The organism is Algivirga pacifica, assembly GCF_039543525.1.
Lineage (GTDB): Bacteria > Bacteroidota > Bacteroidia > Cytophagales > Flammeovirgaceae > Algivirga > Algivirga pacifica.
Window position 1 is genome coordinate 31,100 of sequence record NZ_BAABJX010000056.1, and the last position, 15,040, is coordinate 46,139.

Consider the following 15,040-nt stretch of genomic DNA (forward strand, 5'->3'; position numbering starts at 1 on the left):
TCAGTTATTCCTCTCCACTCCAACAGAAGTCAAAGTAGGAGCATTTTTTACATTTCGTTTTGGGGAGCTTCTTGGGACACGATCCCTGAAGAATTGCCTGCGCTTCTCCTAACCATCGCTCTACGATTTCTTTGTCGGTTTCTCCATCCCACTCAACGGCTTCCGTTATACGGAGTTTGGGATACTCCAGCACACCACGAGGATTCTCCACCCCCATCTTTTCCAAAAGGTATAAGTAATACTTCACCTGTGCCCGATGCGCATCTTCCTTTTTATTGGACTTCTTCACCTCATGTACCGTATGGGTTTTGGGATCAAAAAAGTCAATCTTGGCAATTCCAAGATCTAGCTCCTGCCATTTGGCAGCCCGCTGTGGATAGGTCGTTTCTCCAATCAATTTTCCTTCAGCGACCAGCTCGGAGCTGCTTTCCATGCGTAAATGCTTCGCATGCAGCCACATTTTTCGGGGGCAGAGGTGGAGGTAGGATATTAGGGTTGGGGTTATAGTCATAGCTTTTAAAAAGTCACTTAACTTTACTATGTATAGGATAAAACATTTTAACCGCAATGTAAAAGCTGTTGCGAACAAGCATTTACATTGCGGAACCTATTCAACACAATAGTTACTTAAGGTTAAAGTGCAAATTCAGGCAATGCTTCATAAGCATATGAAGAAAGAATTTCAATTAATTTTTCTTCTGCATCATCCATTGCCTCAATACTTTCTGTAGTTGTTGCAACATATCCGGCAGCGGTAGGAGTAACAAAAGTATCAATCCCTTTTACTTGTTCTTCTACAACAGGTATAGCCTGCTCTGAATTCTCTTCAGATAGCTTTGCTCTAATAGCTCCTGCTATTTTATTTGCATTACCCCCTATAGACACTGCTAAAGTTTCCATTAAGCTAAATGTACGAGCCTGATTGGACGTAATCTTCCAGTTAATAATAGCATATGCCAATATAGGTATTAGCTTTTCCCTTAGTTTTACAGGAGCGATAAGGCATCTTCCAAAAACATTCTCACCCTCTACCCAACCGGACTCTCTGAGTTTCTCTTCTACTTCCTGAGAGATTTCAGGCTCAAAGTCATCAAGTCTTATAGAGAATAAACGACGTAAATCAATAGCTATATCCTGAATAAACAAGCCTGTTGCTTTATTGGAAGCCGGAATCCATTTACGGGTTAAACTCCTATCTTTACCTTCAAGGATCGTATTTATCTCATCTTCATTTAACTCTTTTCCATCCTCTCCTCTTACAATAATTTTATTGTGAGAATGTCCACTACGATCAAAGGAAGCACTGTCTTTATTGACTCCTGCTAATAGCGGATGTAATGGCTTCATTGCAGAAACCGAGAGAGGACTTCTACGCTTTAAAGTTCTGCTTCCTCCTCCTTTTGAAGCTTTCATCCAACCTCCTATCAGTTGATCAGGATAAGTAGGATCACAAGTACCAAAAGCTTCCCCCTCTTTTAATTCCTTCTTTTTATTAAAATCCCAATAAAACGTTGTTGGCGATATTTTTATATTTCCTGCATCACAAAAAGAGTCTAATAAAGATCTTTTAACCTGCTGCCCACTAGCATAAGGTAACATTCTTTTAAATTGAGGGTCATAATATGTTTTCTGACCATCTTCTACGCAAAATACAGTGTGTTCTGCTCTTTTTAGCGTTCTGATATAGATTGTATGATTCTGCATTTTTATAGTTTTAGATTAATTGTTACGTTCTTGAAAAGAATAATCAAATTTTAATAGCGTATTGAAGTAGCCAAACTCTTCATTGGTCATCAGGTGCACTTCATCTCTCAGTTGCTTAATAGGTTGTAGATATTCATCACTTACACTTCTTATTATCACCTCTAATGCTTCTATAAACTTTTTCTTTGAAGGTGCCGCAAGAAGTTCTTTTTCCAACAGGTTTACTCTGTCTGTTTTACGTCCTGCAGAACGATATTCGTGCAGCATTCTTGCTAATTCTGTAGTATAGTCAGTGATTTCTTCTTTGTTTCTTGATAGCATAGCAATTAACCAGGTTTTATAAACTTTATATGTTATAAACTTACTTTGATAGGCAGCACTATTCTTATCTACCCGATCTTGATATTCTTCTTCTGTTTCACCTTTTTTGGGCTTAAGTGTTTTTTTATCAAGCTTTAATGAACTCTCATTAGTGAAATACTCTTTCAATTTCTCTGGGCGAAGTGCCTGTAAACCAATACTTCCCAGTTTAGCTACTTGTAAAATATGCTCTCCGAAAAGGGCTTCTACCACTTTTATATTTGCGTAACTCTCTTTTGGAAACAATTGGTCATATACTTTTTTAATTCTTCTTCCTGCCTTCAATTGAAAAGGCACAAAACCTACAGTTGTGTTACTTTTATTTAAAATATATAAATAACTATTCAAATGTTGATTTGGTAAAGCATACGATAAACTAAAAAATAACCTAGGCCATTCTATTAATCTAATTACAATTGTTTTTTCATCCTTTTCTTCAAAAAAGCCAAAGTTATCCAAACTCGCATAATCATAACTTGGATCAAAATCTTTACCTGTACAGTATGTAAGCCATTGTCCATTCCAAGAATTGATTTTATTAGGTGCTAAATTGGTATTTAATGGGTCATCTAATAAGTTTCTATAGACTTTCCATCCTTCGAGTAATTTTAATAATATGTATGAGTCATCAAATAATATTGAAATTCCTTTGACTGTAACTCCTAAACAAGCTCCAATCCAAGAACAATACACTTCCTCTTCCGAAACATCTCTTTGCAAATCAGTCACTAAACCTGACGTAAGGTTATACCCCTTTTCATCACTTGCAGAATACCCAATTGCTATAGATGCATCTCGTTGTCCATTAATCACTTTCCTGTGAAATTGCTGTAGTAAGTTTAATCTCTCACTCTTATTATAAAAAGGTTTATATTTAGGTGAATTAGGATCTTTTTTACTTATTCCTTGAGTAAATGGCGTGTTTTTTTCCCAAAAAAGATACTTTTCAGAATCTAGAACTACTGGAAAAAATACTTCCTCAAAAAACTCCTTTGCAGATAGATTTTTTGAATGCTTTTGGTTGTAAACAGTTATTAATTTTTTACCTGCTACTGCTGTAATCATAAGCTTATAATGAGTTATAGAAATTGCATACTATTTTGCGTTAAATTTTCCGGCATAAGGCCATATTCCGAATAAGCCTCATTCGGGATAACATAAGGTTCTGTTCCAATCTTTTTTAGTTGTTCCAAACCATAAGTTTTTGCCATCCAATAGGCCATAGGTATTTCCAATAAGGTTCGGGTTTCATAATCTCCTTCCATGTATTCAATACGATCTGCATCCACAATACAGCTTACCGAATCTATCTCTAGCAACTCTAATAAAACGGCTCTCTTATTATGCATCAATAGTCCTGTATTCCATTTTCCACTTTCTTTATATTGTGCGTGATTTTCAATACTAAGCATATCCAGTTTAGGATATACAACATCAATTTTATGCTGTAGAGAAACTTGCTTTAACACCTGACTATTGGGTAGTACTTCGTAACTCTTTTTTAACACCCCCAAATCATATGGAAGCGCTTGCTTTTTATCTTCTGGAGGACCTATGACATAAACAGGTTTATAAGTACCGATTGTATTTAAGGAACGCTTTCGATGCACTCTCCCAAATCGCTGAATTAAAGCATCTAAAGGAGCTACTTCTGTAATCATCACATCAAAACTAATATCGAGGCTAACCTCTACAATTTGAGTAGAAACTACTAAACAAGCTTCTTGAGCTGTATTAAACCGCTCTATAGAATTCCCCTTTTTATCTACTCCTATAAGTAATTGCTCTTTCTTATTTCTATCTCCCCTTTTGAACCTGCTATGTACAAGCATCTTATCTACAGAAGGATATCTATTTTTAACCTCCTTATAAACCTTCTGAGCATTACCCACTCTATTACAGACTATTAAAATTTTCTCCTTCTTTTCAATCGCCTTATCAATCTCAGAATAAGCAGTTTCCCAATCTTGTATTTGATGGATAACGTGTCTATCAAACTGTTCTTTGATCCTATCATCAAGACTTACTTCTAACACATTACCTCTACCTAATACATTTAATATTTTATCGTAAAGTACTGTAGGTATAGTTGCTGTTCCGATATGAATTCTACAATCCAATGAAACTAATACTTGCACTATTTTTAAAACAATCGCCTGAGATACTCCTGTATATGTATGTACTTCATCAAGAATAATATCACACCCCTTCAAATCGAGAAGCATAGCCTCGTACCCTTTTAAGGCAAAAACAATCCCTGCCATTTGATGAGGTGTAAGTACTTTGATACTAGCTCCTGCCAGACCTTGCAACACCTCTTCCGATTCATTCTTACCAGTTTTAACGACTTTAGAGCCTGCATGCAACACTCTTATATCTAAATTAGGATTATGGTGTTCCAAGTCGTTCTGTACTCTATAAAACATCGCATTGATAGAGGCCTGGAAAGGCAAAGTATAGAAAACTCGTCCTTTACACCTTCTAAATAAATAATCCGTTTTTCCAGCACCTGTAGGTGCTATGACTATCGTATGTGGCTTTGAACAGTTTTCAACCTCTAATAAAGACAAAGGATAAAGCTCACTTCTACGGTCGTAAAATGATAACACAGGTGACTTAAACTTATTTTTAAGTGCTAAGTATGTACCCTTACCAAGAGCAGATGCAAAATGATCCGCTGCCATCAATAAACCTCTCCATTGTGAATACCCTTTATTTTTCCATTTACGTTCACAATAATCAACCACATACTCAAAAGCTTCTTCTGCTTCTTGCTTACTGATTCTTCGTACAGTAATTCCAAAAGATGATAGAATACTCAATGCTTCAACTTGCCATCCTTCCCAGCTCCCGAGATGATAATCAATAATTTCTTCATCATATTCATCCATCAAATCCAAAATACCCTTTCTTCCTGAGTCGGATTTTATCGACTTATGATGCGCTACACACATCTCTATTAGAACTGGCCAAAATTCTTCTGAAAAAAGAGGTAAAAAGAATAAAGAGGCTAACTCATGCCTAAAAGGTTTTTTAGGTCTTACACCTTCTAATTGGTGTTGAAAAATAGGGTGAGCCTTTCCTATATCATGTAGAACTGCTCCATATCCAGCTAATGTTTTATCCATACTCCATTCATTAGCAAAAACTAATATGGCTTTATAGACATGATCAAGATGATCTAAAAGCAATGTATTTTCAGGGTTACCTTTAGCTTTTAATTTTGGTTTTTCAGTCATAGAATTCTTTAATTGGAGTACCTACTATCCTAAGCCACCCGTACATAGGACTTGCTTCATTAAACCGGTTATACCCCGTTAAAAAAGAGCTCTCATTTTTTTCAAAAACCAATTCAAAACCACTGTACTCCTCTGATGAATTGAAATCATCTACAGTAGTTCGCATGATCTCTCCTTCCGGATATAAAATATCTTCATTTCTAGTTAAACACAGATGTTGAGTAGCTGCCTGCTGGGCATCCTCTTCATTATCAAATACTAAATATAGTACAGGATTGATCAATACTCCTCTCTTCAAAATAGACGTTGGTCGTTCATATAACTTTCTGTTTTTCGTACCCTTTATATTATATCCTCTAGTTTGCACCTTTTCCTGCTGCTCTCCAATAGCATCATAGGTTAAACGATAACCAGTAATTTTTTGAATACCATAAGGTTCTTTTAATAGCTCCGGAAACAACTTTCTTTCTATTCCAAAAATCATCGACTCTGTTAAAAACTGTTGACTGAATGTCAACTCATCTCTCACTGCTGTCCATGGTTTTATAAAACCAAAAAGCCCTGAATACTTCACTAAATATATCTCCATAATATTTATCTGATTGCTCCAAAACCTGTACCTGTAGAGTTCCCAACACCCACATTCCACGCATACGCAATTGCCTCAGGGTTACCCGAAATAATTACAGGACAAATACTACATTTATTCTTCACCCCATTGTAAACAACAACAGTAGTATTTGCTCCTTGATATGACCTGTCAAAGGTTATCTGTATTTCATCTGTCAATCCTACACTTTTTAATTTTCGTTTCATGAGATTAGTCATGATTTCATCAGCTTCAGGATCTTGAAATGTTAAATGATCTACGCCCCTATTTTCTGTTCGTTTTTTCTTCACTAAAATCGGACTATCTGCTAGAAAACGAACTTCTTTCTTAAACTCCGGATCTTTCAAAAGCTGAATTTCTTCTACTTCTAATCCAAAAAACATAGAAGGATCTTCTTGAATACCTCTTATCACTCGCTTAATAAAAGCAGTATCAGGAGAACTTATAAACCAAAATGCTCCTTTGGGGTATGTTAAAAAATCTTTTGAGAAAGAGACTCCTCCATTCAGCTTAGAAAATGAAAAAGCTCCAAGTTCTCCATGGTAATCCCTTCCCCCAATCCATTTATGAATAGTTCCTTTCAGCTTTTTCAAGTGATGTCTAGGCACCTGTTTATTACTAGTTGATGATGTTTTTATTTTTACTCTCATAGTTTATATGGTTCAACAGTTCACAATAACTAGTTCTTCACTCCCTCAATATATTTTCGTAGATCGTAAAATAATTACGTACTTCTCAAAATCATTGAATATTAACAACGTGATCTATTCTTAAAAATAGAAAAGAATTGTGCAGTCTATCTACACAGACTTTTATCATGAATGAAATAATTTATGGTTCTTGTTATTGAAATATTCTATTCCAATGAAAAAATTATCTAATGGGTATCACTGATTTAACAGAAGTAAAGATAACATTCTTATGCCCAATTTCACTGTGCACTTAAAGAAATATGTCCTCTGAAATCAACTTTTTAAGTTCTTCTTTAAACTTTGAAGGCTGGATCTCCCCTATGTGTCTTGACAACCCAAGTATAAAGCGCCCCACGGCCTCTACTCCTGCCACAGGCCCCTTAAATTGGTACTCTGAATCAAAAAGTAACCCTTTCCTTAACTTCTGAACATATTGCTTAGCCTCCTCAAATTCTTCACAAAGCAAGCGATAGGCCGTTTCACTCATATGAAAAGAAATATTTATTTCCTGACCAGCATCACATGACCATCCAAAAGCATCATGAAACTTGTCCTGATATAAATGTTGTTCACTGCAGGGAATTGTGGTGGGTTCTAAACTACCGACTCTTGAAAGCTTATAGTTTTTGCATATCCCCGCCTCCACATCCAATGCATAGAGTTGCTGGTTGGCTGTCGTTAGTTTGATGGGCTCCAAAAGGTAATCCTTGGGCTGGTCAGAGCTATTATGACGATAGTTATACAACTGAATGCGACACTGTTTACGGATAGTATATTGTATATGATCTACGAAAAAGAAGCTATGGTGTGGCAATAGTGCCGTATCATTGATCAACCATTCCATCCTCTTTCTCAAACGCTCATAACGAATAGGGTCCTCCTGTTTCAACGGTTCAAGAAACTGCTGCATCAATGCCATATCATCTCTGATGGCTTCTCTTTCTAAAGCTTGCTCACTACGGGAAAGAAAAAATCGCTTCTGACGTCCACTCTCCACCTTAGAAATAATCGTAGCAGGCAGGTATATTTCTGCGATCATTTCCCGATCCTCTATAAATTGGTTTCTATGTCGACCATACTTTTCGGTATACTCTGCTGTAGTAATCCCTTTGGTATTAAGCAAGTGAATCAACTCCACCATACGGTGAATGTATTTTTTATGATTGGCCATAACATTAACTTTTTCACCTTATCTGACTTTTCTGATTATTATAAGGCTGTTGCATGATATATGTTTATCGCTTATCGTTTCTAAACAATAAGCGATAAGCGATAAACACTATAGTTATTCAACTACACTCGTAGAAGAATACTTCTCCAAAGGCAGCAAAATTTTATCCGTTACCTCTTTTCTTGCATCCCGATGGTTTCTCATATCGTCCAGAATTGCTTGGTAATTTTGCTCAAAAAGCTGCAATTGCTCAAGGATACGTTGAGGGTCATAACTGATTTCTACAGGCACTTGCTCTGCTGCAAATACTCTGTCTGAGAGTAACGCCCACCAGTTTTCACGTGCAATTTCAATTTTCATCAAGCCGATCACCTCTTGGAGTCTTTTAAAAGCTCCCACTTTACCGTACAACAACTCCTTTTTATCCTTATACGTTTCAGAATACGTAATTTGAATCTCAATGGTACTTGACAGCGATTGTGCTGGAATAGAAATACTCGTCATCAACTCATGACCATCATAGTTCCATTTTTTGGGTGTCTTGTTTTCTGCATACCCATATTCCTCACCATTTACTTTCACCATGGCAGGCGGAAAACTGACAGGCAATTGAATTTCATAACTCCTAGCTGTTGGCATCCCCTCATAAGTTCCTTTGGTCGGGGCTATGGTAATCATTTTGCTATTTTGATTTTCAGATTGCGCTAGTTGGGTAAAAGCAAAATCACCTGACTGATAACCTTCTGTATCTCCCTGATCTTCATACAAATTAAAAGAGCCCCCTTCCCCTGGAAATACCTTTACGATTAAGTGATTGGGGATTTCTTGTAAATTAGAGATCTTGGGATACATAGGGATAATGGAGCCTGCCTTGATGTAAAGTGGCAACTCCCTGAGCATATAATTCTTATTAATTACTTTTCCCCCTTCATGCTTTTCTCCTGTCGACCATTGGTACCACTCCCCTTCCGGAAGCCACACTTCCTGCTCTACAATTAAATCCTCTCCGGTTGGCTCATATACTGGTGAAAAAATCATCTGCTCACCATACATGTATTGATACTTGAATGCATAGGCATTTTCCTCTTTTGCATAATCATAATACATCGGGCGGCAAAGGGACACTCCATCATCATAGGCCTTTCTCGCCATCGTATAAGTATATGGTGCCAGCGCATAGCGAAGATGAAGTAACTCCACCATATGTGGCAATTCATTCGGGAACATCCAAAACCTTCTTTCTATAGAAGAAATCTTGGCACTATGCGTTCGCAGTATTGGACTGAATATTCCAAACTGTAACCAACGGGTATACAACTCAGGATCCCTATCCAGCTCTCCTGAAGCATGTCCTCCTATATCGTGACTCCAATAGCCATACCCGACATTAGATGCTGTTGCGGTAAAGTACGGTTGGTACTTTAGCGACTCCCATGAAATCTTATAATCACCAGAAAAACCGATTTGATAACGATGATTCCCTAAACCTCCCCATCGATGAAAAATCAGTGATCGTTTATTAGATCGCTCTGACATGGAGGAGAAGAAGGTGTGATTTAGCCACCAAGTGTTACTCAACCCATCGACCACTTTACTATTAGGGAATTGTTGCCAATCCAGCCACCAAAAATCTATCCCCCACTCCTCATAAGGTTTTAATATGGTCTCAAAGTAAGTATCCGCCCACTTCTTCTCTGCCATACGGTAAGGAATCCACTCCTGCTCAGAAGTATCAAAGCCATAGCTTTTAGCAAATTCCTCGTATTGAGCTTCCAAGGGTGCAATACCCGATGCAGGATGGAGATTGAGCGCTGTCTTTAGCTTCTCCTTATTGGTCCACTCGATAAACTTTTTAGGCTCCGGAAATAATGCTTTGTTCCAGGTATACCCCGTCCAACCCAATAATTCTCCAAAGGGATCTTTTTGTGGATTCTTAATGTTTTTCAGCCCTCCGTGCGTAAGGTGCCAATCCATATCGATGATTAACACATCAATCGGAATATCATAGCGTCTGAAATCAGCGACCAACGCCTTAAATTCCCGATCAGAATACGCCCAATATCGAGACCACCAATACCCGAAGGCATACCTTGGCGGCATGGGGATTTTTCCGGCTATGGTTGTATACTGTTTGAGTGCTTTTTTATAATCATAGCCATAGGCAAAGAAGTACCAATCCTGTTCAGAAGCATTTTTTGTTTCCGAAACCCAATTTCCTTCCGAATTATCAAACAAAAAATTGGGAGAATCATCCAATAAGAACCATCCCTCTTTAGAAATGATACCATCTTCCAAAGGGATAGGGTCTCCATTCCAGGTCTTTCCTCCATTACAGCCATCCAAGGTACGGGTGGTTCCCAAGAGGTTTCCGCTATTTTCCATGCCAGGAACCCAGTGAACCTCATCTCCATCCTTATGGAAGGAGATGCTTAAATTGGTCTCGGAAAATTGTCCGGAACCTTTTTTGTAACGCAGTTCCATAGCTTCTGTCTTGATGACCAGCCATCCCTTCTTTTCTTTGACCTTAAACTTAGGAAGCGTCGTATTTCTATTGACAACCGTAAAAGAGGCTCTGTCTTCAAATTCACCCTCTTGGTCCCACTCAAGGCGTATCATCTCAGGAGCCAGTACCGTAAAACGTGCTTCCCCTGAAATAACCACTGCATCAACATTCGCTTTCGGGTTTTGGGCAAAAGCATGCCCCTGTATCAGCAGCGTGATTAAAAAAAATAGCAGTTTGTTTGTTGGTAATTTCATCGTATTAATTTTTGAATTGGATCGTTTTATTTAGTTCAGCACTTTTCTTGGCAGCTTCCAAGATTTCTACGACCAGCATATTATTTTCCAAGGCATTCAAATCATAGGCATCTAGTTGTATTTCATTATTGACAACCGCAGCCAACAAAGCAAAAGGATCATCGAATGGAGCCGGACGTTCATCCAGTTTCATCACTTGCTCTTCATAGCCGTCATACCCTTCCGAAATACGCATGCGGAGATCGTGTCTATTGTCTGCATAAACGACTCCATTCACCCCATAAATTTCCATATCCTTTCTACCGATAGGCCAGTTCCAAGAACCCTGAATTACCGCTACCATGGAATCATATTGCAATAAAATGATGGACTCATCATTGACTTTAGGATTATTCTCAGGCTGTAGCTGTTGTGTAATAGCCGTGACACTATTGGGCTTCTTCCCCTCCATAAACCACGTCAATAGATTTACTCCATAACATCCAAAATCCACTTCTGCTCCACCCCCATTTTGCTCAGGGTCCGTAAGCCACTCTAAAAACTCTTGATTGACCCCTATTTTTTTAGGTCCCTTGTGCCCATCATGCACCATGATCTTTCTAATTTCACCAATTGCACGCTGTTCTTTCACCAACTCATAGGCTTTATGCGTGGTTGGATACCAAGTGGTTTCGTAATTGGTCAGCAAGTGAATATTGTGCTTTTGAGCGAGTTCCTTCATTCTCTTAGCATGTGACATACTCACTGCCAGAGGTTTTTCCACCATCACATGAATCCCCCTTGGTGCAGCAGCTTCCACAACTTCCAAGTGCTCATAAATTGTCCCGAATGCCGTGACTGCTTCTGGCTTCACCTCCTCCAACATCTCTTCCATAGAACTATACACCAACTCCATAGAGAATTTATGTTGCTCAGCATACTTTTGCGCAAGAGCTCTATTGGGCTCTACAATTCCCACAATTTTTATATCTCCCCTTGGTTCACTGCCGAATATCCAATGCACATGGGTATGCGTTAGTCCAATTACCCCAACTTTTAATGGTTCCATATTCTTCTGACTATAAGCATTAGTAATCAAAAAATTCACTCCGAGTATTAAAAAAAGTAACTTCTTCATTGGTGTTTATCACGGTTAATTGTATATGAATAAAAACTACTGAACTGCTTCTAGCGTGGATTAATTTTCAATGATCAATTTTCAATTTTTAATTAAAATGAATCATCCAAATAGGCTGCTGAGCTAGCTCTAGAGTGTATTGATCATTGAAAATTATAATGGAGTTATTGATAAAAAAGCCTACAAATCAAAAAGTCCCAAAGCAACCTCCTACTCGTATTGGGCTACGCAAAAACGCATATCAAGCCGAGTAGAACATCTGAACTTTGGGACTAGCCTTTTTTAGTTTTCAATGATTAATTTCCAATTTTTAATCACTCCTCATCACTGTTCACTGCTTACCGTTTCTTCCAGCTTTTCTGAATGTTCTGTTTTCGATATATCAGAAGAACTTTTTAGTCTACGGGACGAAAGATGGTGCTCAGACTGACAGCGGTGGTTTTCAAAACCAGTGCTGATCAATGCTCCTCCTTCTTTTGTGAACTTATTCTGCATACCATGTATGTTATTCAGGAAGGTATGGTCAACAAACGATACTTCACTGAAATCAAGTACTATCTTTTGGTTTTTTGGTTGATTGTCAATCAGTGACTTAAACTTGAAGTAATTGATGAAAGAGGCTACTCCTGAAAACTTCACGACCAGACTATCCTGACCCGCTGAGATTTGCGTTTTCAGTTTAAATACTTCTTTGACTTTCACTCCTTGCACAAATTGTATCACAATTTTCAAGGCAATTCCGGCTGCAACCCCTACCAGAAGATCCGTCATCAAGGTTACAATCAGCGTGGTCAAGAACTGTAGCAATTGATCCGCTCCAATGCTACTGATTCTTTTAAACTCCTGAGGAGAGGCTAATCTAAATCCTGTAAAGACAAGCATAGCTGCCAGGGCTGCGTTAGGGATCGTTCTAATCACAGAAGCTGCTAGCAATACGAAAAGGAAAAGGAAAAGACCATGGTAGAAGTTACTCATTCTCCCCTTCGCTCCTGCATTGATATTGGCAGAACTCCTCACGATTTCTGAGATCATCGGCAATCCTCCGATCAATCCGGCAATTGTGTTTCCAACACCGACCGCCACAAGGTCTTTATTCAGGTTGGTTTCTCTTTCTTCTGGATCTAGAGCATCAATTGCTTTTGCACTCAATACAGATTCTATACTCCCCACCAAGGCAAACATGATGATGTATTTTATAGAAGTATACGTCAATAGCTGAGAAAAATCAGGGAAGGTTATTCCTCCTAAAAAGCTATCCGGAAGCACTACCAAGAACTGTGAAGGATCAATCGTATAATCGAAAGCTCCCAAGCTATAGCTATGCTCCTCTGACAGGTTAAAAACAAAGCCTAACGGAATCGCAAGCAATAAAATAAGAAGTGGCGCTGGTAATTTCTTTATCGTTTCATTTTTGAAAAGCGGATGAACAAATAACAACAGTAAACTCAGCACCCCGATTACGGTCACTTTAGGATTTAGGTGCATGATACTATTGGGAATTTCAGCCAACAATCCCATTGGAGATTTCGCTTCTGGAATCACCCCCATGATTACGTGAATCTGTTTGCTAATAATAATCACACCAATCGCTGCCAACATCCCTCGGATTACAGAAGTGGGAAACATTTCGCCCAGTTTTCCAAACTTGGCCCACCCCATAAGGATCTGAATCAAACCTGAAACGACAATAACGGCCAGGGTAAGTTTGTAACCAAGCATAGGGTCGTTACCCCCCAGTTCATAAACGGCACTAACGGCAATAGCGATCAACCCTGCTGCAGGGCCCTTGATGACCAAAGGTGCACTGGATAAAAAAGTAACCACAAGTCCTCCGATAATGGCCGTGTATATTCCGGCAATCGGTGGGAAACCACTTGCTTTGGAAATCCCCAGACAAAGCGGCAGTGCAATTAAAAAGACTAAAAAGCCTGATATAAGGTTGGATTTGGTGAATTTGTTAATCATTGTTTACCATTAATAGGTTCGAAATGATCGTAAATTCTGAAATCCACCCCAGATAACTACCACAAAGAATATTAATATATTTTATAAAAATAATTAAAATAATTAATAAATATCCCTTATGACCTCGTTTTCGATCACTTACCAAAAATACGGTGATAACTCTCACCAAAATACCCTATAGCACATTAGCCTAGCAGGTGAGCTTCATCATCCAATCAAAACTCAATTTAAACAACATCTTTTAAACTTTTGCCCACTCCCACATGGACAAGAATCGTTTCGACCTGGTGCTATTACTTTTTTAAACAGGTCCTGATCGATCACTTCCGTGGTGTCCTGATTGAATATTGTGGAAAGCTCTTTAAACAGCACCGGATGCTTTTTCTTTAACAGATGCGGGCGTTCAAAAAAATATTCGCTGGCTACTGCGAAGAATTCCTGACGATTCGTAGTGGCATACTCATCGATATCCGATTGATTATGCATAATCTGTTCGGTCTTTACCCGCATAAAGTCTATCCAAGGCAACGAATAGGCTCTGCTGTCATAACCAGGAGGAATGCCATCGATGATTCCATCTTCCTTATCGAAGAGGTGTACAAACTCATGGATTCCTACATTCCTTTTGTCATTAGAAATATCGAAACCAAGGTGCAAGGAAGGTTTTGACAGGATCATCTTGCCTTCCATCGGACCGTTGCCCACCATACCCGTGATGATTTCCTCCTTACTTCCTATGGTAAAGTTGCGGTCAAAGGAAGAGGGATAAAGAATGACCTCATTGAGGTAAGTGTAGTTCCATTCAGGGAATCCAAATAACGGTATAACCGCACTACTGGCTACGAGCAGACGATCCTCCAAGGTCACCTCTACCTGAACGCCGGTAATTTTAATTTCCCTCAAGAAGTTCTGTATATCGGACTCAAACCGAAGTCTTTTTTCATCATTGAGACCTTTATAAAAAGTCACCTTCTCCAGCAATATCTTTTTCCACTTTTCAGGGGTTTTGACTTCTTGAGCTTTTTGCTTGGTTGTTTTTTTCCGACGGTTCCAGGTCAAGGAAATATAAAGAAAGATACTTGCCGTAAAAATAGTAAGGTAAATCATGGTCGGCCCTTATTTATTAGTTAAAAAAATAGTATTTGTGTTAAAGGTATGAGCTAATCTAAGCTATTTTTTAATCCCCTTTATTCCTGTAGCACAGCCAAAAAAGTGCTGTACATACTCCACTTCAAAGCCTACTTCTTCCAGCATCCTTTTGAATTGTGATGCGTTTTTAAAGTTCTCAGTATAGTAGCCCAACATCCTGTAACTTTCCAAATCATCAGCAAAGTGCTTCCCTATTTGTGGAATGATATATTTTAGGTAAAAATGCGAATCAAGGGTTAAAACCCCATCAAAATAAAAAGGGCTGAAGCAAATTTT

At 38.4% G+C, this 15,040-nt stretch carries 12 protein-coding genes; all 12 read right to left on the reverse strand.

Annotated features, from left to right (window positions below):
* Positions 1–4 precede the first annotated feature (4 nt).
* On the reverse strand, positions 5–511 hold the full coding sequence (cas4, locus tag ABD985_RS17995) for a CRISPR-associated protein Cas4 (RefSeq protein WP_345374190.1): 507 nt from the start codon (positions 509–511) through the stop codon (positions 5–7).
* Between the two features lie 122 nt (positions 512–633).
* Positions 634–1,704, reverse strand: coding sequence for a CRISPR-associated protein Cas7 (locus ABD985_RS18000; protein ID WP_345374192.1), 1,071 nt, complete (start codon positions 1,702–1,704; stop codon positions 634–636).
* Positions 1,705–1,719: 15 nt separating this feature from the next.
* Positions 1,720–3,129: a hypothetical protein gene (locus tag ABD985_RS18005; protein WP_345374194.1), complete on the reverse strand. Its 1,410-nt coding sequence runs from the start codon at positions 3,127–3,129 to the stop codon at positions 1,720–1,722.
* 14 nt (positions 3,130–3,143) lie between these two features.
* Entirely contained in the window at positions 3,144–5,303 is a 2,160-nt protein-coding gene (cas3, locus tag ABD985_RS18010) for a CRISPR-associated helicase Cas3' (RefSeq protein ID WP_345374196.1), read from the reverse strand.
* Complete coding sequence (locus ABD985_RS18015; protein WP_345374198.1) at positions 5,296–5,892, reverse strand: hypothetical protein; 597 nt, start codon at positions 5,890–5,892, stop codon at positions 5,296–5,298. Before ABD985_RS18015 ends, cas3 begins: the two co-directional genes overlap by 8 nt.
* A gap of 5 nt (positions 5,893–5,897) precedes the next feature.
* A complete protein-coding gene (gene cas6 / locus ABD985_RS18020) occupies positions 5,898–6,563 on the reverse strand; it encodes a CRISPR-associated endoribonuclease Cas6 (RefSeq protein WP_345374200.1) in 666 nt (221 codons plus the stop codon).
* Positions 6,564–6,855: 292 nt separating this feature from the next.
* Positions 6,856–7,776, reverse strand: coding sequence for a WYL domain-containing protein (locus ABD985_RS18025; protein ID WP_345374203.1), 921 nt, complete (start codon positions 7,774–7,776; stop codon positions 6,856–6,858).
* 114 nt (positions 7,777–7,890) lie between these two features.
* Positions 7,891–10,533: a glycoside hydrolase family 31 protein gene (locus ABD985_RS18030; protein ID WP_345374205.1), complete on the reverse strand. Its 2,643-nt coding sequence runs from the start codon at positions 10,531–10,533 to the stop codon at positions 7,891–7,893.
* A 4-nt stretch (positions 10,534–10,537) separates the two neighbouring features.
* Positions 10,538–11,650, reverse strand: a complete 1,113-nt coding sequence (locus tag ABD985_RS18035) for a Gfo/Idh/MocA family protein (protein ID WP_345374207.1) — start codon at positions 11,648–11,650, stop codon at positions 10,538–10,540.
* A 324-nt stretch (positions 11,651–11,974) separates the two neighbouring features.
* Positions 11,975–13,615 carry a SulP family inorganic anion transporter gene (locus ABD985_RS18040; RefSeq protein WP_345374208.1) on the reverse strand — a complete coding sequence of 547 codons (1,641 nt, stop codon included), beginning with the start codon at positions 13,613–13,615 and terminating at the stop codon, positions 11,975–11,977.
* Between the two features lie 222 nt (positions 13,616–13,837).
* Positions 13,838–14,722, reverse strand: coding sequence for a zinc-dependent peptidase (locus tag ABD985_RS18045; protein WP_345374210.1), 885 nt, complete (start codon positions 14,720–14,722; stop codon positions 13,838–13,840).
* A gap of 63 nt (positions 14,723–14,785) precedes the next feature.
* Positions 14,786–15,040: class I SAM-dependent methyltransferase (locus ABD985_RS18050; protein ID WP_345374211.1), on the reverse strand; the 255-nt coding region annotated here is incomplete at its 5' end.

What these genes read in the sequence shown, in the direction of transcription:
- cas4 (WP_345374190.1), bottom strand. Translation starts at nt 511, where the DNA reads ATGACTATAACCCCAACCCTAATATCCTACCTCCACCTCTGCCCCCGA.
- ABD985_RS18000 (WP_345374192.1), bottom strand. Translation starts at nt 1,704, where the DNA reads ATGCAGAATCATACAATCTATATCAGAACGCTAAAAAGAGCAGAACAC.
- ABD985_RS18005 (WP_345374194.1), bottom strand. Translation starts at nt 3,129, where the DNA reads ATGATTACAGCAGTAGCAGGTAAAAAATTAATAACTGTTTACAACCAA.
- cas3 (WP_345374196.1), bottom strand. Translation starts at nt 5,303, where the DNA reads ATGACTGAAAAACCAAAATTAAAAGCTAAAGGTAACCCTGAAAATACA.
- ABD985_RS18015 (WP_345374198.1), bottom strand. Translation starts at nt 5,892, where the DNA reads ATGGAGATATATTTAGTGAAGTATTCAGGGCTTTTTGGTTTTATAAAA.
- cas6 (WP_345374200.1), bottom strand. Translation starts at nt 6,563, where the DNA reads ATGAGAGTAAAAATAAAAACATCATCAACTAGTAATAAACAGGTGCCT.
- ABD985_RS18025 (WP_345374203.1), bottom strand. Translation starts at nt 7,776, where the DNA reads ATGGCCAATCATAAAAAATACATTCACCGTATGGTGGAGTTGATTCAC.
- ABD985_RS18030 (WP_345374205.1), bottom strand. Translation starts at nt 10,533, where the DNA reads ATGAAATTACCAACAAACAAACTGCTATTTTTTTTAATCACGCTGCTG.
- ABD985_RS18035 (WP_345374207.1), bottom strand. Translation starts at nt 11,650, where the DNA reads ATGAAGAAGTTACTTTTTTTAATACTCGGAGTGAATTTTTTGATTACT.
- ABD985_RS18040 (WP_345374208.1), bottom strand. Translation starts at nt 13,615, where the DNA reads ATGATTAACAAATTCACCAAATCCAACCTTATATCAGGCTTTTTAGTC.
- ABD985_RS18045 (WP_345374210.1), bottom strand. Translation starts at nt 14,722, where the DNA reads ATGATTTACCTTACTATTTTTACGGCAAGTATCTTTCTTTATATTTCC.